We start from the raw sequence: 18,818 nt of genomic DNA on the forward strand, positions 1-18,818 counted from the left end.
CATTCGGCGGCGTCGTTATGGTTTCCGTGGATCAGGCCACCGCGCAGGCGGCGTCCGGTGAGTTGTCACAGCCTCCGGCGGATGACGAGGCGTTACGGGTTGCGTATCGGACCCATGGTCCGATCCTGCTCAACTACCTGTCGCGCATGACCATGGGCAACCGTGCCCTGGCCGAGGACATCCTCCAGGAGACACTGGTCCGCGCCTGGAACCATCCGCAGGCGCGTACGGCCGACGGGCAGTGGAGCCGAGGCTGGCTGCTGACGGTTGCCCGGCGCATCGCCATCGACCACATGCGGTCGGTGCAGGGCCGGTCGACCGAGGTCCTCGACGAGCGCGTGGCGGAACGTCAGGTGGCCGACGACGACTTCGATCGGCTGTTGAACGCGCGGACGGTGCGGGAGGCGGTGGCGTCGCTGCCGGAGCGGCTGCGCGGGACGCTCGTCGAGATCTACTTCCGGGAGAGTTCGGTCGCCGAGGCGGCCCGTAACCTGTCCGTTCCCGAGGGAACGGTCAAGTCCCGGACCTTCTACGCGCTGCGGGCGCTGCACGAGGAACTGGTGAAACGTGACTTCACGCTCTAGGACCTGTCCGGCCTCCCTTGTGGAACAGTCGTCTGGCCGTGTTCCGGTGACGGGCCGATCGATTCGGCGGTGGGTGGCGGCCGGACTGGTGGCCGCGCTGCTCGTCGTGCTGACGCCGGGCTCGGCGGCGGCGGCCGACGACTACGTCCTCTACGCCACGGTCACGGCGGGCGGCGCGACCAAGGCGCCGACCCTGACCGACCTCGCCGAGCGCTACCTGGGCGACGGCGGGCGGGCGCAGGAGTTGTTCAACATCAACAGCGGCCGGCAGCAGCCGGACGGCGCCGCGCTGACCGACCCGGACCGGCTCACCGCCGGGTGGTACATCGTGCTGCCCTGGGACGCCGTCGGGCCGGGTGTCCAGTACGGCGTCCTGCCGACCCGGCCGCCGGCCGCGTCTCCCGCTCCGACGTCGTCGTCCGCCCCCGGCGGCCCGGCGAGCCCTCCGGTGGGTCCCGGCGCGGCCGGGCCGGCGCCGACGTCGAGTCCGGGCGGCAAGTGCGTGGCCGCGGCTGTCGCCAGCGACCCGTCCAACTGGGCCCTGACCCGGTTGGCGGCGAGCCGGGTCTGGCCCCGCACGAGGGGCGCCGGCCAGTTGGTCGCGGTCGTGGACTCCGGGGTGGACGGCCGCCTGCCGCAGTTGGCCGGTCGGGTCGCGCAGGGAGCGGACCTGGTCACCGGCCGTGGGCGCGGTGATGCCGACTGCCTGGGCACCGGCACCGCGATGGCGGGTCTGATCGCCGCGGCCGCGCCGGCCGGTGGCGGCTTCGCCGGCGTCGCGCCGGAGGCGGTCGTGCTGCCGGTCCGGATCGCCACCGACGGCAGACCGGTGGGTCCGGCCGACCAGGCCGCGGCGATCGAGGTCGCCGCCTCCGCCGGTGCCACCGTGATCGCCCTCGGCGACCACGTCGCGGTCACCGACGAGAAGGTACGACAGGCGATCGACCAGGCGCTCTCGCGTGACATCGTGGTCGTCGCGAGCGCTCCGGCCGGTGCCGCGAACGCCGGCGCGGCCGCGCTGCTGCCGGAGTACCTGCTCTCGGTCGGTGGGGTCAGCGCCGACGGCAAGGCGGCCGAGGAGTACGCCACCGACACCGTCGACGTCGTGGCCCCGGGCGTCAACATCTCCAGCCTCGGCATCACCGGTACCAAGGGGTTCGTCGGTAGCGGCACGCGGTACGCCGTGGCACTGGTCGCCGGCGAGGCGGCGCTGGTCCGGGCCGCCCACCCGCGCCTGTCGGCAGTGCAGGTCGCTCGCCGGATCGTGGTGACCGCGGACGAGATGGGCGGATCCCCGGCCGGGAGTCCGTACGGCCACGGCATGATCGACCCGGAGGCCGCGGTCGTCGAGGACCTGCCGGACGAGACCGAGTCGTTGCCACCGGAGTCGACCGGTACGGCCGGCGGGGTCGGGGGCGCCAGCACGGTCACGCAGGTCGCCATCCTGCTGGTCCTGCTGGCCGTGCTGGTGGCCGGCGCCCTGCTGGTCGTCCGCCTGCGCCGCTCGACACGTCGTACGGTCGGCGGCGAGCGCGACGATCCGCCGGGCGGCGACGAACCGGTACGGAACGCGGACGCGGAGCCGTCGACGTCGGGCGGCGGACGATGAGTCACCCCACGACTGAACCTCCACCTGGCGACACTCGTTCTCCAGGTGGTGCAGCGGAACGTGCGGAGCGGGCGACCAGGATCATGAGGACTTGATGCCCAGTGGGCGACAACGGATGTGACGAACCGGAGGTGCGCGGCAAGGTCGCGCTCTACGTCGTCGGCCAGATCTCGGGCAGCGAGCGGTGGACGGTGGAGGAGCACCTTGCCCACTGTTCGGAGTGCCTGGACGAGAGCCGGATCCTCGGCGACGCCGTGCTGGCCCTGACGCTCCTCGGCGACGCGGATCGGCAGGAGCTGATCGCCGAGTTCGGCGTACCGGCCGGGGTGGCGACCGCCCCCGTGGCGGCGCGCAATGCGAGGACGTCCGGGCCGCCGGCGCGGGTCGACGCGGACCGACGGCCCGCCCCCCGGGCGCCCGGGACGACCCGGCCGGGTTCGGGCCCGCGTCGCCCGCTGCGTCGCCGGCCCGTCATGATCGCGGGTGGGCTGGTCCTGGTGGTTCTCCTCGCGGTCGGCGGGGTGCTCGGTCAGGCCGCGCTGTTCGGGCCACCGTCGCCCGCGCCGACGGCGCTGGTGGCCGACTCGGGAGGCAGTGCCAACGGCGCCGTCCTGTCGGTGACGGTGTCGGCGGGCGGCGGCGACAGCGCCGTACGGGCCACCGTGTCCGGTCTGGAACCGAACCGCAGCTACCGCTTCTACGTCACCGACGTGGACGGCAACAGCTACGACATGGCCGGGGTGACCGGTTCGGAACAGGCCCAGGACCTCACCACCGCGTGCCCGGTCCCGATGGACCGGGTGGACCGGTTCAGCGTGACGGCCCCCGACGGCGCGCTCGTTGTGGCGGCCGTGGTACGTCGGGACACCGCCGCGCCGTCCCCGCCCGGTTAGCGGTTCAACAAACTCTCAGTCGATAGTTGCCCACCGGAAACAACCAGGGCCTACCATCGCCTAATGCCCACCCCCGGCGGCGTGCGCCACGCCCGTCCACCGTCGCCGCCGGCATGACGCCCGACCAGCCCCGACGGCCGAGCCGGTCGGCGGCCCGCCCCTGATGCCACCGTCCGCAGCCTCCTCCACCGGCCCGCGTCGACGTCTCTCCGGCTCCCTGCGCTGGCTGGCCGACGGCCTCGCCGTCGTCGGACCGGATCCGGACGGCGTCGTCGCCGTGGCCGCCGGCCAGCTGCCGACGGAGCCCGGTGTGGTGACCGTCGTGGGCGAGGTGGCCGGGCACCAGGATTGGCAGGCCGTCACGGAGGCGCTCCCGGCGCTGGTCCGGCCGGGTACGGCCGTGCGGTTGGGTCTCTCCGGCGCCGGCACCGCCCTCGAGTCGGGCACCACGCCGGAGTCCGACGTCTCGCCCGCCGCCGCACTCTCCCGGCTGTTACAGACCGATGTGTACGCCCCGGACGGGCCGGTCCTGCTGGTGCCCGGCGGGACGCTGTACGCCCCGCAGGGTTGGCGGCGGTTCGGTGAGCCCGGGCCAGCGGAGTCGACCGTCCTGCGCCATCCGCGCCCGGACTGGGAACGCGAGGTCGACACGGTCGCCCGGCACACCTCGGGTCCGCTGCGCGCGCGCTCCATTCCGGCCGGTCTCTGGCTGCACCGGCAGACCACCCGGTCGGGGTCGGCCTCGTACGACGACCCGGTGTACGCGATCCCGGTGGACGACGGCCGGCCCGTCGTGGTGGTCGGCCGGCCCGGGCTCGCGCCGCCGGATCCGCGCGCGGTCCGCACCGTCCTCGACGCGCTCGACCCCTCGCTGCTGTTGACGCCGTACGGCGTACCCCTGTCGCTGGTCCTGGATCTCGCGAGCGAGCTCGCCGGGCGGTGGGGACGCCCGGTGGAGGTCGCCACCGGCCTGCCCACCGTGGACGACCGGGCCCTGGTCTCGGCGGCGGTGGACCCCGACGGCCAGGGTTGGTGGATTCCGCCGGCGTCGCGGCTGCGGTGCGCGCCCGGCCAGCCGCCGGTGCCGATCGACCCGGGACCGGTGGTCGCCGGGCTGGCCCCCGACGGCGACGCCTTCCGGCTCGGCGACGGGTGGGTCGTGGAGCCGATGGCGTGGGGCCTGTGGGTGCGCCCGCCGTCGGTCGGGAAGGACCACGACGACGTGCGCCAGCGTCCGACCGACGGCACACGGCTCACCATCCTGGTCGGTCTTCCGGATCAACCGCCGCCGCCCGGCGTCCGGACGCTGCTGTCGGGTCTCGTCGCCCGGCTCACCCCGCAGCAGTGGGCGCGGACGACGTTCGCGCCGGTCGAGGTCGACGAGTTGCTCGGGGGCGGCGGTGTGCCCGAGCGCGCTCACCGACCCCAGGTGCGGCCGACCAGCGCGGCGTCGCGGCCGAGCACCGGCCCGGTCGGCAGCAGCGCGAGGAACTCGCGGGGCACGTCCACTGGCGACACACCGGAGTAGCCGAGCGACTCCACGGCCTGGTCGTCGGGCAGCGGGAACTTCACCCCGAACTCCGACACCAGGTAGACACCCGTGGGCACCGCCGCGGGGGCCGGTCGGTCGCGCAGCAGCATCCCGCTGCCGGTCCGCATCACCACCTCGTCGGCCAGCCCGGCCGCGTCCGCCTCGGTGGACGCGCTGACGGCCCGCTCCAGTGCCGCGTCGGGGACGGCGAGCGCCTCGGACCGTACGCTGCCGCTGGTGATCGTGTGCCGCACGCACGCGACCGCCCCTCGCAGGTCGTTGACCGTGGACGGCGGCTCGGCGGGGAACCCGGTGAGGTACTCACCGCCGTCGAGCACGGGCGTCCCGTGCAGCGCGTCCGCGTCGATCGGGATCGGTCGCGGTGTCGAGCCGGGGTACGCACGGCGGGTGGCGGGGTCGCCCAGCAGCAGCGCGCCGACCGTACGGCTGATCGGCGTGAGCCCGTCCGCGCGTGCGAGATAGAGCTCACGCGTGGCGAGCGCCGGATTCGCCACCTCGAAGATCTGCCCGACCACCGAGGGTCCGCCGGCGACGGACGGCCCCGGGCGGCCCCGCCCGGCGATCGCCGGCACGACCAGGTCCCGCCCGGAGTCGAGCGGGTTGAGCCAGGCGGCGGTCACCCGGACCGGAGGGACGCCGCCGTACCCCAGCGCGAACCGCGCCTGGTCGCCGGCGAGGCGGTAGCGGCGACCCTGCCACACCAGGTGCAGCGCGTTGTCCGGAGTGGACACCAGCAGCGCGCCCGGATCGCGGCCCGCGACGTCGTCGAGCACCAGGGTGGTGCGTTCGGTCCTGGTGCGGTCCAACGGGCGTCGGGCGCAGACGGTCCACGCGCCCCGGTAGAGCTGCTTGCCGGTCGGTACGGCGTCCGGCGCGTCCGGGATCCCCACCGGCGCGCCGACGGGCACCCCGGTCAGCGAGTTGCGGGAGACCGATCGCACCGGGGCGGTGCTCTGCATGATCAGCACCGCGGACGTGTAGTTGAGCACCGGCCGGAGCTCACCGCCGAGCAGCAGGTACCGCGCTCCGGTCTCCTTGACCAGGATGATCGAACCGGGCTGCCGCCACTTGTCGCTGCCGCCGGGGCGCAGCAGTCCGTAGATGCCGAAGCCAGCGGCGATGAGGACGCTGAGCAGCAGCCCCACGGCCGCTCCGATGGTGAACCGTCGGTGTGGTGGGTCGTCGCCCTCCGGGCGGCCCTTCATGAGCGCGCCGATCAACCGGCCGGCCTCGAAGAGGTAGGCCTGGACCTGGTCCCTGCGCGAGCGCACGTCAGCCCGCCCAGGCCCGGATGGCGGAGTACACGCCGAGCACGGCGCCGAGCACCGGTAGGACGGCGAGCGCGACGACCAGCTCCAGGATGTCGGCGGCCCGCGCCCAGTACGGCCGCAGCCGCCGCCCCGGCAGGGCGGTGCTCGCGGCGAGGAAGGCCAGCCCGGCCGCGGCGAGCACCGGCAGTGCCGCGACGCGCAGGTAGAACGGCTGCTCGCCACCGAAGCCGAGCAGCACCAGGACGATGAGGACCGTCGCCGGGACCACCACCGTCCACCGCTGGACGGTGGTGCTCAGGTGTCGGGCGCGCAGCAGGAGCAGGGCGGCCGTGATCAGGGCCAGCGTGCGGGGCCACGGGCCGCCGGGCAGCGCGAGGAACACGGCGAGCGCGAGCTGCGCCACGCCGACACCGATCAGCAGCGCGGACTGGTGGCCGACCACCGCGTTGCCGCGCTCCACCACCAGCTTGTACGGAACGGGGTCGATGTCGTCGGAGAGCTGCTCCGGCCGGCGCGGCATCATCGGCAGCGTCAACCCGCCGAGGCGGAACGCCAGCAGCGGCAGCACCATCATCACCGCCAGCGTGGTGACCAGGGCGGTACCGGCGGTCCGTTGGGTGTCGAACCCGCCGGCGGCGGCGACCACCGCCGGCACGCCGGTCAGCAGCAGGGCGGTGATCGCGCCGGTGAACAGCACCGCGCCGTCGGCGACGGCGGCGAAGCCGGCACAGACCGCCGCCAGCGCGCAGAGGCACACGGCGGCGACGGTGACCGTCCACGTGGCGTCCGGCGCGGCCCACCGTGCCACCGCCCAGCCGGCCTCCGCGGTGTACGCGGCGGCGCAGCCGGCCAGGAGTGTGCCGGCCACCGGATCGGCGGCGGCCCGGCTCACCAGGCCCGCCGCGCCGACCAGCACGATCGCCGCCACCGCCGCGATGATTCCCTGGTACGCCGACGGCCCGCCCAGTGCCAGTACCGGTAGCCCGGTCAGGACGGCGAGACCGCCGTACGACAGCAGCAGTGCCCGCAGCCGGGCCGGCGTCCACGTGCCACGGTGCTGCCCGACCTGCTCGGCGAGCCCGTCGACGAGATCGTCGTAGCCGATCGGGGGTAGTGCGGCGGCACGGGGCAGCAGGTGGACCGTGTCGCCGTCGAGCAGGTCGAGGGCGGCCGGGGTGCGCTCCTCGTCCAGCGGCGGACCGCCGATCCGTTGCAGGACCCAGCCGTCGTGGCTGGTGCCGTGGTCGCCGGCCTGCGGGTCGAGTTCGGCAAGGACGACGGGCAGCACGTCGACCAGCGGCGTATCGACCGGCATCGCCAGATCGACGACATGTTCTTTCAGGACAAAACGTAGCCTTACCGGCGCTACCGTGCGATGCTGAATCAGCTCATCCATCGTTCGGACCCGGTTCCCTCCTGCCGCTGCCACGCCGACCAGATCTCGCCAGATCAGGGCCGTCACGCTAGCGGCGACAGCGGCACGCAGCCGTCGCCGTCGCACGGCCGGTCGCAGGTAGGGGGAAAACCTCCACGAACGACAGGAGTGCACGTGGGCACCGTTCCCTTCGTCCGCCGTCCACGCGTCGCCGGCCCGGTCGCGCCACCCGGTGAGATCGAGCTCCAGCCGCCACCGCCGGTGCCGGAACCGGCAGCGGGCGGCATGGGACAGATCTGGCTCTACATCCCGATGGGCCTCGCCTCGATGGCGATGATGCTCGTCTTCGTGCGCCGGGACGCGGGCGTGCTCGCGTACATCGGCATGGGTCTGATGGCCGTGTCGGTGCTGGCCGGCGTCGTGGTGCCGTTCTTCCGGGCGGCCAGCGAGCACAAGGAACGCATGCACGGGGACCGGCGCGACTACCAGCGCTACCTCACCCAGATCCGTCGAAGCGCCCGCACCAGTCTCGTCGACCAGTACCACGCCGCACGCTGGCTGCACCCCGATCCACGGGCCCTCTGGTCCCACGCGTTGAGCCGGCGGCTGTGGGAGCGCCGCACCGCGCACGAGGACTTCGGCGAGGTCCGGGTCGGCATCGGAGCGCGTCGATCGACGACCACCCTCACCGCGCCGCAGAGCAAACCCGTCGAGGAGTTGGAACCGATGGCCGCGCATGCGCTGCGCCGGTTCATCCGCGCCTACTCCACCCTGCGTGAGGCGCCGGTCGCGGTCTACCTCCGGGGGTTCGCCCGCCTCCAGCTCACCGGCGACGCGGCCGCCGTGCACGGCCTCACCCGCGCGATGCTCGCCCAACTCGCTGTCGCGCACGCGCCCGGCGACCTGCTCATCGCCTGTCTCACCGCGCCCGGCCGCGAGCGGGACTGGGACTGGCTGAAGTGGCTGCCGCACGCGCAGAACGACGAGGACCCCGACGGCGCCGGCGCGGGCCGCCTGGTGGTCGCCGACCTGCCGGCGCTCGACGCGCTGCTCGCCGGGCTCGGGGTCGCCGACCGTCCGGCCTTCGAGCCGGACACCCCGATCACGGCCTCCGAACCGTTCGTCGTGGTCGTGCTCGACGGTCCGGCGATCCACGGCGAGCACCGGCTCGCCGTCGAGGGCTACCGCAACGCGGTCGTCGTCGACACCGCCGGGGCGTTCGACTGGCAGTCCCGCCCGCAGACCCTGTTCGCCGAGGTGGCCGCCGACGACCTGCACCTCGTCACGTTCGACCATCTCGGCAAGCCGTCGCGCAGCCGGCTGTGCCGGCCCGACACCATCGGCCTGCCGTCCGTCGACGCCCTCGCCCGCCGGATCTCCCGCCTGCGGATCGGCCAGGCCGTCGACACCGAGGAACCACTGGCCACCGACTACGACCTGGCCGGCCTGCTCGGCATCGCCGACCTGCGCACCTTCGACCCGGACGCCTACCGGGCCAACCGCCCGGCCGCGCAACGGCTGCGCGTGCCGATCGGCATCTCCACCACGGGCGCCCCGATCGAGTTGGACCTCAAGGAGTCCGCCGAGAACGGCATGGGCCCGCACGGCGTCCTCATCGGCGCCACCGGCTCGGGCAAGAGCGAACTGCTGCGCACGCTCGTGCTCGCCCTCGCCACCCGACACACGTCGGCCGAACTCAACCTCGTCCTGGTCGACTTCAAGGGCGGCGCGGCCTTCCTCGGCTTCGACCGGCTGCCGCACACCGCCGCGGTGATCACCAACCTGGCCGACGAACTCGAACTGGTCGACCGGATGCGCGACGCGCTCACCGGCGAGCTGGTCCGCCGGCAGGAGCACCTGCGGGCCACCGGCAACTACGCCTCTCGACGGGACTACGAACGGGCGCGTGTGGAGGGAGTGCCGCTGGAACCGATGCCGGCCCTGCTGATCGTGGTCGACGAGTTCAGCGAACTGCTGACCGGCAAGCCGCAGTTCATCGAGGTCTTCGCGATGATCGGCCGACTCGGGCGCTCACTCGGCGTGCACCTGCTGCTGGCCAGCCAACGGCTCGACGAGGGGCGCATCCACCAGATCGAGTCACACCTGTCGTACCGGATCGGTCTGCGGACCTTCTCCGCCATGGAGAGTCGTAGCGTGCTCGGCGTCCCCGACGCGTACGAGCTGCCCAACGTCCCGGGCAACGGGTTCCTGCGCTCGGACATCCAGACCCTGACCCGGTTCAAGGCCGCCTACTCGTCCGGCCCGTACCGGCGGAACGGGCGTACCCAGCGGGGCGCGGCGCGGACCGATGTGGTCACCTTCGGCGTGGCGCACGTCGAGCCGGTCGCGGCACCACCGCAGAGCCCCGACGACGCCGACGGCGAGAAGCCGCCCATGCTCGCCGAGGTGCTGCTGCAACGCCTACAGGGGCGTGGGCCCGCCGCGCACCAGGTGTGGCTGCCGCCGCTGCGGGAGCCGGCCAGCCTGGACCGGCTGCTGCCACCGCTCACGGACGACCCGGAACGTGGCCTGTGCCCGATCGGCGGCTACCAGCCCCTCACCGTGCCGGTCGGGCTGCTCGACCTGCCCGCGCAGCAACGCCGCGAACTCCTCCTCGCCGACCTGTCCGGCGGACGCGGCAACATCGGTGTGGTCGGCGGGCCGCAGAGCGGCAAGAGCACCCTCCTGCGGACGCTCATCTGCGCGCTCGCGCTCACCCACGGTCCGCAGGACGTGCAGGTCTACTGCCTCGACTTCGGCGGTGGCAGCCTCGCGTCCCTCGGCGGCCTGCCGCACGTCGGATCGGTGGCGAACCGGCTGGACCGCGACCGGGTCACCCGCACCGTCCTGGAGCTGTCCAACCTGCTGGTCCTGCGGGAGAACCTGTTCAGCAGCTACAACATCGACTCGATGGCGAGCTATCGCCGGATCCGCGCCACCGGTTCGCTGCGCGACCAGGACCCGTACGGCGACGTGTTCCTCGTCATCGACGGCTGGTTCTCCGTCCGTCAGGACTTCGAGGAGTTGGAACCCCGCCTCACCGACATCGCCGCCCGCGGTCTGGGCTTCGGCGTCCACCTCGTCGTCGCCGCCCGGCGCTGGGCGGAGATGCGGCCCTGGCTGCGCGACGCCCTCGGCACCCGGTTCGAGCTGCGGCTCGGCGACCCGATCGACTCCGAGATCAACAGCAAGTTCGCCGCCACCGTACCGTCAATTCCCGGGCGCGGCATCGTGCCGGAGCGCCTGCACTTCCTCGGCGCGCTTCCCCGTGTGGACGGGGACAGCGGCACCGAGGACCTGGCCGACGCGGTCGCCGACCTGGTCGACGCGGTGGCCGCCGGATCGCTGCCGCGCGCGCCGGAGGTCCGACTCCTGCCGGGCAGACTGCCCGACACCGCGCTGCCCGCGCCCACCGCCGCCCGCCCGAGCGCGGACGTACAGGTCGCCCTGGGGCTCGACGACGTCAAACTGGAACCGCTGTGGCACGACTTCGACGCCAGCCCGCACCTGTTGATCTTCGGCGACGCCGAGACCGGCAAGACCACGCTGCTGCGCCACCTGGCCCGCTCGATCGCCGCGCACCATCCCGCCGACGAGGCGCGGATCATCTTCGGCGACTTCGGCCGCGAGCTGTACGACGCCGTGCCGCAGGAACACCAGATCGGCTACTCGGTCAGCGCGGGCTCGCTCGCCTCGGCCCTGCAAGAGGCGGTCGGTCTGCTCAAGGAGCGGGTGCCCGGCCCGGACATCATCCCGAGCCGACTGCCGTCCCGGGACTGGTGGACGGGTGGCCGGATCTTCATCCTGGTGGACGACTACGAGCTGGCCGAGGCCGAGAAGCCCCTGCAACACCTGCTGCCCCTGCTCCCGCACGGCGCGGACATCGGTCTGCACCTGGTCGTGGCCCGACGGACCGCCGGCGCGTCCCGGGCCATGATGGACCAGGTGGTCCGGCGGGCCTGGGAGCTGGGCACCTCGGCCATGCTCTTCTCCTGCCCGCGCGAGGAGGGCGCCTTCCTCGGTACGGTGCGGCCCCGCGTGCTACCGGTCGGCCGGGCCCAGTACATCGACCGCCGCCGCAACGTGCGTCTCGTGCAGGCGCCGGTCATCGAGTGAGTCGCAGGCGTCCGGGTCGCCCCGTCGAGCGGTGTCACCGCACCGGCGGGGCGACCTCGGGGTCCGGCTCGGACACCTCGGCCGTACGCGCCGGACGCCACCGGCGGCGGTGACCGGCGGGCCCGAGGACAGCCAGCACCGCGCCGCCGGCGGCGACCAGCAGCACCAGGGCCACGCCGGTCGCCAGGAGCGGTCCCACCTGCGCGGGGTCGGTCAGGTCCGGTGCCGTCGCCCGTCGTGCCCCGACCACGGTCGAGCCCGCCGTACCCTCCTCGGGCAGCATGGTCGCCAGCGCGGCCATCGGGTTGACCACGCCCCAGCCGAACTGCGCGTCCGGTAACGCCGCGGCGGGCAGGTCCGCGGTCGCCTGGAGGCGGTGACGGATCTGCGCCGCGCTGAGCCCGGGACGGTAGGCGCGCACCAACGCGGCGGTCCCGGCCACGAACGGCGCGGCGTAGCTGGTCCCGCTGCCCTGCCAGTGGCCGGCGCCCCGTGGACCGATGCTGACGACGTCCTCGCCGGGCGCGACCAGCGCCACCCCCGCGCTCGGCGACGCCGAGTCCGACCGCCGCCCGCTGCTGTCCATCGCCCCGACGGCGAGGACGCCGGGTAGCGCCGCCGGGTAGGTGCGCACGCCCGTCCCGGCGTCCCGGTTGCCGACCGCCGCGACGACCACGACGTTGCGCTGCTCGGCGTAGCGCACGGCCGCCTCCATCGCCGGATTGCGTACCGTGGTGCCGGCCGAGACGTTGACCACGTCCGCGCCCCGGTCCACGGCCGTGCGGATGCCGGTCGCGATCGCGTCCGGCGCGCCGGCGGGCTGGTCGGTGATCCGGATCGGCAGGATCCGGACTCCCGGCGCGAGACCGGCGAACCCCGTGCCCGACGCCGGCGCGGCCGCGATGATGCCCGCCACGAACGTGCCGTGCCCCAGGCAGTCGGTATCGGCCCGCCGCCCGCCGGTCCGGGTCAGGTCGACACCCGGCAGTACGCGCCGGGCGAGCTGCGGGCTCCGAGCGTCCACCCCGGAGTCGAGGACGGCGACGACGACTCCGGAGCCCTCGGTCAGCGTCCACGCCCGCTCGGGTGTCAAGTGCCGCTGCGGCCAGGGGATGTCCGGCATCGACGCGGCCGGCGCGGGCAGGCACTGCCCGGTCCGCAGCGGCGGGAGGACGGGCGCCGCCCACACCGGGCCGACGCCGAGCAGGGCGGTCGCGAGTCCCGCCGTGGCGGCGTGGGCGAGCCGTCTGAGACGCATCCGTTGTCACCTTCCGTCCTTCTCAGGAGACGTTCGCGGTCAGGGTCCGCTCGACGAAGCCCAGTGGTGGCCCGGCGAGGCGGTCGGCGATGCCCTCGTCGGTGACCATCCGGGGGGTGGCGGACCGCCGCCGGTCCAACGCGCGTTGCAGACGGCGCAGCGCCGCCCGGTCGTCGTCGTCGAGCCCGCGCCCGCTGCCGGTGTCGCCGGGAAGCAGTTCCCGCAGCAGCACGGCGGTGCCGGGTAGCGCGCCCCGGTCGCCGCCCGGCTCGTCGTCGACCGCCAGGACCCTGAACCGCGTACCGGCCAGGAACACCGCCTCGTCCAGGTCGCCGTGCTCGCCGAGCACCCCGATCTGCCGGGCGGTCCGCGACAACACCACGAAGTCGACGTCCGCGCCGTCGGCACACACGTCCATGGACGCGCTGACGCTGCGGAACGCCGGCTCGACGAGCGTCGTGCCCTCCGGGTAGAGCCGCCGGGCGGGTACGCCCAACCGCCCCTGGCCGACCACGGCCCGGCGGTACGGCGGCAGTCGCCGCAGTCCGGAGACCAGGCAGGGCAGGAAGCCCGGGGTGTCGACGTCCTGTCCCGTCCGCAGCGCGGCGTTGACCGTGGCGGCCGAGGTGCGCAGGTACGCCCGGACCGCGACCAGGTCCGACTTCTCCGCGGGCGCGATCTCCTGACGCAGCGCCGGCGAGGCGGCGAGCGCCGCGTTCACCAAAGTGATCGAGTCGTGGTAGGTGACGCCCAGGGCGACGGCCAGCGCGGTCTGCTCCTCGGCGGTGCTGGGCCGGTCGACCACCGCCGTGCCGGACGCCGGGATCCAGCGCGGGACCTCCTCGACCGGGGGCGCCTCGGTGACGTCCGGGCCGGAGATGGTGCGCATGGCCGGGATCGGTCCGAGGCCCGCGACGCTCAGCGGCGGTACGGAGGTGCCGTGCGCAGGCCGTTCGGCGGGCGACGGCACCGGCGGGGGATCGGGCGGCACCGACACCGGCGGCACCGGCGGGGCGACGACCGGCACCGGCGGGGAGAAAGCCGGCACCGGCGCGGAGACGGCCGGCACCGGCGGGAGCGGCGGGGCGACATCCGGCACCGGCGGGGCGAGAGCCGGCACCGGCAGGACCGGCGAGGCGGCGACCGGCACCGGTAGGACCGGCGGCGGCGGGGCGGCGACCGGCGGCGGCGAGGCGGGCGGTACGTCGGCGGGCTTCGGTGCCGTCGCGGCGGGTGGTGGCGGGGGCGCGGCAGACGCGGGAACCCCGGTCAGGGCGACCGGCGGCGGCGCGACCGGTTCGGTGGTGGACGCCGCGACTTCCGCCGCTGCCGGGGCCACCGGGCGCAGCGGCAGGGGCAGCGTGAGCGTCGCCGAGTTCGCCCAGGCGGGGCGCGTGCGCCGCGCGGGCACCACCGGTTCGGGTGCCGGCTCGGCCGCCGGTTCGACCGCCGGTGTAGGACCGCCTGGTCCGTCCCACACCCGGCGTACGGCGTCCCGCAGGGCGGGGGATGTCTCGCACGCCAGCACGAGGCGTCCCTCGACCGGGTCGACGAACGCCAGGTCCGTCGAGGCGTACCCGCCGTCGCGGCGCAGCAGCACCCCCATCGGCACCACCTCGGCGAGCAGCCGCTCCACCGTCCGGTGCCGGTAGAGCCGGTCACCGGTGCGACGCCAACCCTCCATGATCGCCGGTGTCCCGTGTCGCATCGGTTCGGCGGGGGCCGGCTCCGGCGGCCGGGCATCGCCGAGTAGGGCGGCCAGCGTGTCCAGCCACGCCGGCTCGGGCACGACCTCCGAGGTGTCCAGCAGCGCCGCCTCCACCCGTACCGGAAAGTGTGCCGGCAGTCCGGCGAAGAGCGACGCGACGTCCGCGGCGTCGGCCGGCGGCCGGCCGACGTGGCGTAGCACGAGCGTCGGTCCGCGGGGGTCGACCGGGACGCGGTACGCCGGATCCCCGGCGGCGGCCGGCGCGGAGGTGGCCAAGCGCAGCAGCAGGCCGGCCGGGACCGGGTCGGCGACCAGTCGCCCGAGGTTCATCGGCCGGTCGGGCAGGCAGGGCTCCCAGGCCGGGGTGGGGCACCGGTTGGCGCTGACCGGGCAGTCACCGCCGCCGGAGAACGAGCGCCAACCCCAGGCGCCGGTGCCGCCGGCGGCATACCAGGTGCCGTTCGGCACGACGACGACCGGCCCGTCGGGCGCGAGCAGCTCCACCCCGGTGCGCGCCGCGAGGTCGGTCAACCAGGGGGCGTACGCCTCGTCGGGGCGCCCGACGCGATCCGCCGCCACCCACACCCGCCGCACCCCGCCGATCTGCGCGGCCTCCTGCACGACGCTTCGCAGCAACGCGGCGCAGTCCGGCTCGCGCAGCGCACGTTCCGACGGCACGACGAGCACGTCGGGCGGTGCGCCGGCGCGCAACAGCCGCCACAGTTCCAGCGGTTGATCCTCGACGTGCGAGAGGACGGCGGTCGCGCCGTGCCACTCGACGTGCAGGGGCACGTCCCGTCGGCGCCTTCTCCACCCGATCGCAGTCACGCCCTTGCAACGGGCCCGGCACCCCGCCCGGTTCACGCCGGGGGCGTCCGGGCAGAATCTTCGATGTCGATTGCCGTCGAAGTGAACGAGCGCGATCCCGTCCACGTTGCTAATACGTGGCTGCTACCGGGAGAGGGTGGAACACGGTGCGGGGCTTCGGGCTACAGAGGATCACCGGAACAGGCCGTGGACTGTTCGCGGGCGTGGCGGCGGTGATCGTGCTGGTGCTGGTGATCGGCCTGGGCTGGAGCTTCGCGTACGCGGGGAAGGACAGCCTCACCGGCCGCGCGCTCACCGGGGACCAGCTCACCGCGCTGTCCAGGGCGGGTCACGCCTGCCCGGCCGTGAGCTCCGCCCGCCTCGCCGGTCAGCTCATGGCGGAGTCCGAACTGGATCCGGCGGCGGCGCGTACGGAGTCGGGTGGACGCGGCATCGCCGGGCTCACCGATGAGCAGTGGCGTCGGTGGGCACCGTGGTCCGGCGCGCAGCGCGAGGACACCGAGGCGGCCCTGCTCGCGTTGGCGCATCTGATGTGCAACCTCGTCGGCGAGCTTCGTACCAGCGGTGTCGACGGGGACGCGTGGCGGCTGGCGGTCGCGGCGTTCCGGTCCGGGCTCCCGGAGGTCCGCAAGGCGGGCCGGGTGCCCGGCAAGGCGAGCGACTACGTCGACCGGACGGGCAAGTACGCGGCCTACTACGAGACCCTGCCGCAGTTCGCGTCCGCCGGGTCGACCCAGTCCCTGGCCGCCGGGTCGGCGCCCGCGGCGGTGCCGATGCCGGACGAGCTGGTCCCGGCCGTGGTCGCGGCGGGCAGCCGCTGCCCCGAGGTGAGCCCACCGGCGGTCGCCGGGCAGTTGATGGCGCTGTCCAGCTTCAACGCGGAGCAGCGCGGGGCGTCCGGTGAGCTGGGGATCGCGGGCTTCTCCGAGGATCTGTGGCAGGACAACGCGCCCAAGGGCGCGTCCGTGTGGGATCCGCAGGTGGCCGTGCCGGTGATGGGCGACGTGCTGTGCCGTCTCGTCCGCGAGCTGTCCGCGCTTCCGGGAGACCCCTACCTGCTGGCCGTCGCGGCGTGGCACGCGGGCGTCGACACGGTGCGCCGGGCCGGCGGTGTCCCGGACGCGATGACGCGGGCACACCTGGCGACCGTCGCCGCGTACACCGACTACTACCGGCTCGACACCCGGCTGGCACCGCCGTCCGCGCCTCTGCCGTCGCCGTCCCCGTCGCTGTCCTCGTCTCCGACCTCCGCGTCGCCGTCGGTCCGGGCGCCGGCCCCCACGAAGTCCGCGCCGCCCGCCACCCGAGCCGCCACGAGCCCGGCCCGGCCGGCGGCCACCACGGCGCAGGCGCCCGCGACCACGGCGGCCCCGCCGCCGGCCGTGACGACGGCGCCCACCCGCTACGGTCCGGGCGGTCCTGGCGGCGGGGGATACCCGTGCCGCCGTCGCTGCCGCTGGTAATCGTGCCGTTGCGACGTCCCCTGGGTGGTGACCACCTCCTTGTTGCAAGATAATGGCAATAGCCATAACTAGGCAGCAGTGAGAGGACCTTTCCCATGGCCGTGTACAACCTGCCCGATCTGCCGTACGACTACGGCGCGCTCGAACCCGCGATGTCCGGCGAGATTCTGGAGTTGCACCACGACAAGCACCACGCGGCGTACGTCAAGGGCGCCAACGACGGGCTCGACCGTCTTGCCGAGGCCCGTGACAAGGGCGACTTCTCAACGGTGGTCGGGTTGGAGAAGACGTTCGCGTTCAACCTGTCCGGGCACGTGCTGCACTCGATCTTCTGGAACAACCTGTCCCCGGACGGTGGGGATCGCCCGGACGGTGAGTTGGCGGCGGCGATCGACGAGCACTTCGGCTCCTTCGACGGCTTCGCCGGTCAGTTGTCGGCGGCGACGAAGAGCGTGCAGGGCTCCGGCTGGGGTGTCCTGGCGTGGGAGCCGCTGAGTCAGCGGTTGATCGTGGAGCAGGTGTACGACCACCACGGCAACGTCGGGCAGGGGTCCACCCCGATCCTGGTGTTCGACGCCTGGGAGCATGCGTATTACCTGCAGTACCGCAACGTGCGTCCGGACTACGTGGACCGGCTGTGGAACCTGGTCAACTGGACCGATGTGACCTCGCGTTTCGACGCCGCCCGCGCCGCCACCCCGAAGATCTGACCGGGCGTGAGCGGGTACACCCCCGAGGCGGCCGAGATCGTCCAACGCGCCGCCGGGGTCATCGCCGCCAAGCATCGCGGTGACCTCGCCGGCGCGGAGGCGTTGATGTCGGCGTTCGGCTCCGAGCAGGCCCGTACCCTCGGCTTCTATCTGCTGGCCGACCTGGCGTTGGGTCTGGTCAGGGCGCAGAGCGGCCAGTCGATGGACGACCTGGTCCGCGAGCTGTCCCTGCTCCTGGCCGACACCGCCGGGTCACCACCGGCCTGACCGTCCGCCGGGTCCCGACCACCGAAGGGACCCGGCGGACGTCACGGACCCCGGTGTACGCCTCAGCCTCGAGCCCGGCTGGCCGGCGCGGCGGACAGCGCCGGCCGGGCCATCCGGTCCAGGGCGTCCTCGCGACTGTCGAAGATCGGGAAGACGCCGTCCAGGCGCATCGTGTGCAGGACGGTCCGGATGAACCGCGACGGCGCGGCGAGGCAGAGCGTCAGTCCCCGCTCGCGGGCGTCGAGGTGGGCCCGCACCAGCAGGCCGAGGCCGGTGGAGTCGATGGCGCGTACGCGACTCAGGTCGACCAGGACGGGCGCGCCCGCCTCGGCCGCCTGCCGCAGCGCGGCACGCAGCGCGTCGCCCGTGGCGACGTCGATGGCACCGCTGGCGGTGACGATGGTGGCGTCGTCGAGGTGGTCGATGCCGAGGACCCCGCCGGGACCGTGGCCGTCGTTCGAGGCCTGCCGGGGGTGCGCGGGCGGGAGCAGGCTGCAGTGGGGACAGCGGTGCGGGCCGGTGGCGAACGGCGAGCCGCTCCAGCCGTGCTCGGACACGAGCGTCCAGACGACCTCGGCGTCGGGCAGCACGCAGGCGGTGGCGGTGAGACTGTCGCCGCAGGTGTCACAGATGAGTGTCATCAGGTTGTCGTCCGGGACGACGGTCATGCCGCTGATCCTTTCTGTCCGCCGAGAGCGACGAGCGCCGGATCGCCGTGCGACGCCGACGGCGGCTCGGTGACGATCGGCAGGACCTGGTCCAGCCGGGCGTGGTGCAGAATGCGCTGGATACGCCGGTTGGGGTTGCGTACGACGAGGGTTCCGTCGGCGCGGGCCAGCCGTCGGTGGACGTCCAGCAGCAGGCCGATGGCGGCGGCGTCGAGGTAGCCGCACTCCGACAGGTCGACGACGACCTGCCCGGGGCTCAGCGCCAGCAGCCGGTCGAACACGGCGCCGCTCTCGGCCAGGCAGCTCAGGTCCAGTTGGGTGATGCTGACCTCCACCAGCGGCAGCGCGTACGACGGAGGTTTGAGTGGTCCCGTCACTGTCGTACCCCTTTCTCGTGCTCTGGTCGCCTGCCACCGTGCCGGTCCGGCGTGGCGGGCGTCGCGCGGATCTATGACAGTTGGGTGACAAATCCGCAGGCCGGCGGACGCGATTGGCCGTGTCGTCGTGGCCTGGGGA

The 18,818-nt window shown here is 74.0% G+C and carries 14 protein-coding genes; 8 read left to right on the top strand and 6 right to left on the bottom strand.

The features are described from left to right. Window positions 1-17: 17 nt before the first annotated feature. From ACIA3K_RS21295 to ACIA3K_RS21310, 4 genes are all read left to right on the top strand, one after another. A complete protein-coding gene (locus ACIA3K_RS21295; protein ID WP_396803128.1) occupies window positions 18-584 on the top strand; it encodes a sigma-70 family RNA polymerase sigma factor in 567 nt (188 codons plus the stop codon). Window positions 585-657: 73 nt separating this feature from the next. Then, a complete protein-coding gene (locus ACIA3K_RS21300; RefSeq protein ID WP_396803129.1) occupies window positions 658-2,193 on the top strand; it encodes a S8 family serine peptidase in 1,536 nt (511 codons plus the stop codon). 101 nt (window positions 2,194-2,294) lie between these two features. Continuing rightward, a complete protein-coding gene (locus ACIA3K_RS21305; RefSeq protein WP_396803130.1) occupies window positions 2,295-3,086 on the top strand; it encodes a zf-HC2 domain-containing protein in 792 nt (263 codons plus the stop codon). 163 nt (window positions 3,087-3,249) lie between these two features. After that, a complete protein-coding gene (locus ACIA3K_RS21310) occupies window positions 3,250-4,614 on the top strand; it encodes a hypothetical protein (protein ID WP_396803132.1) in 1,365 nt (454 codons plus the stop codon). Here ACIA3K_RS21310 and eccB read toward each other — a convergent pair. Both eccB and eccD read right to left on the bottom strand, forming a co-directional pair. Next, window positions 4,503-5,909 carry a type VII secretion protein EccB gene (gene eccB / locus ACIA3K_RS21315; protein WP_396803133.1) on the bottom strand — a complete coding sequence of 469 codons (1,407 nt, stop codon included), beginning with the start codon at window positions 5,907-5,909 and terminating at the stop codon, window positions 4,503-4,505. The two genes, ACIA3K_RS21310 and eccB, sit on opposite strands and share 112 nt — an antisense overlap. A gap of 1 nt (window position 5,910) precedes the next feature. Further along, a complete protein-coding gene (eccD, locus tag ACIA3K_RS21320; RefSeq protein ID WP_396803135.1) occupies window positions 5,911-7,305 on the bottom strand; it encodes a type VII secretion integral membrane protein EccD in 1,395 nt (464 codons plus the stop codon). Between the two features lie 153 nt (window positions 7,306-7,458). Between eccD and eccCa the strand changes: the two genes are divergently transcribed. After that, window positions 7,459-11,400, top strand: a complete 3,942-nt coding sequence (gene eccCa / locus ACIA3K_RS21325; protein WP_396803137.1) for a type VII secretion protein EccCa — start codon at window positions 7,459-7,461, stop codon at window positions 11,398-11,400. Between the two features lie 34 nt (window positions 11,401-11,434). Here eccCa and mycP read toward each other — a convergent pair whose 3' ends face one another. Beyond that, window positions 11,435-12,658, bottom strand: coding sequence for a type VII secretion-associated serine protease mycosin (gene mycP, locus ACIA3K_RS21330; protein ID WP_396803138.1), 1,224 nt, complete (start codon window positions 12,656-12,658; stop codon window positions 11,435-11,437). A gap of 22 nt (window positions 12,659-12,680) precedes the next feature. Next, a complete protein-coding gene (locus ACIA3K_RS21335; RefSeq protein WP_396803139.1) occupies window positions 12,681-15,158 on the bottom strand; it encodes a hypothetical protein in 2,478 nt (825 codons plus the stop codon). A gap of 239 nt (window positions 15,159-15,397) precedes the next feature. Between ACIA3K_RS21335 and ACIA3K_RS21340 the strand changes: the two genes are divergently transcribed. From ACIA3K_RS21340 to ACIA3K_RS21350, 3 genes are all read left to right on the top strand, one after another. Further along, the gene (locus ACIA3K_RS21340) at window positions 15,398-16,657 is read left to right on the top strand and encodes a hypothetical protein (RefSeq protein WP_396803141.1); all 1,260 of its coding nucleotides are present in this window, start codon (window positions 15,398-15,400) and stop codon (window positions 16,655-16,657) included. Between the two features lie 95 nt (window positions 16,658-16,752). Next, entirely contained in the window at window positions 16,753-17,367 is a 615-nt protein-coding gene (locus ACIA3K_RS21345) for a superoxide dismutase (protein WP_396803142.1), read from the top strand. A gap of 6 nt (window positions 17,368-17,373) precedes the next feature. Beyond that, a complete protein-coding gene (locus ACIA3K_RS21350; RefSeq protein WP_396803144.1) occupies window positions 17,374-17,634 on the top strand; it encodes a superoxide dismutase in 261 nt (86 codons plus the stop codon). 62 nt (window positions 17,635-17,696) lie between these two features. On the opposite strand, the gene ACIA3K_RS21355 is transcribed toward ACIA3K_RS21350, so the two are convergent. Both ACIA3K_RS21355 and ACIA3K_RS21360 read right to left on the bottom strand, forming a co-directional pair. Further along, entirely contained in the window at window positions 17,697-18,302 is a 606-nt protein-coding gene (locus ACIA3K_RS21355; protein ID WP_396803145.1) for an STAS domain-containing protein, read from the bottom strand. Then, entirely contained in the window at window positions 18,299-18,679 is a 381-nt protein-coding gene (locus ACIA3K_RS21360) for an STAS domain-containing protein (protein ID WP_396803146.1), read from the bottom strand. The genes ACIA3K_RS21355 and ACIA3K_RS21360 overlap by 4 nt, the downstream gene beginning before the upstream one ends. Window positions 18,680-18,818 lie beyond the last annotated feature (139 nt).

This window comes from Micromonospora sp. NPDC051543 (genome assembly GCF_044454415.1).
Lineage (GTDB): Bacteria > Actinomycetota > Actinomycetes > Mycobacteriales > Micromonosporaceae > Micromonospora.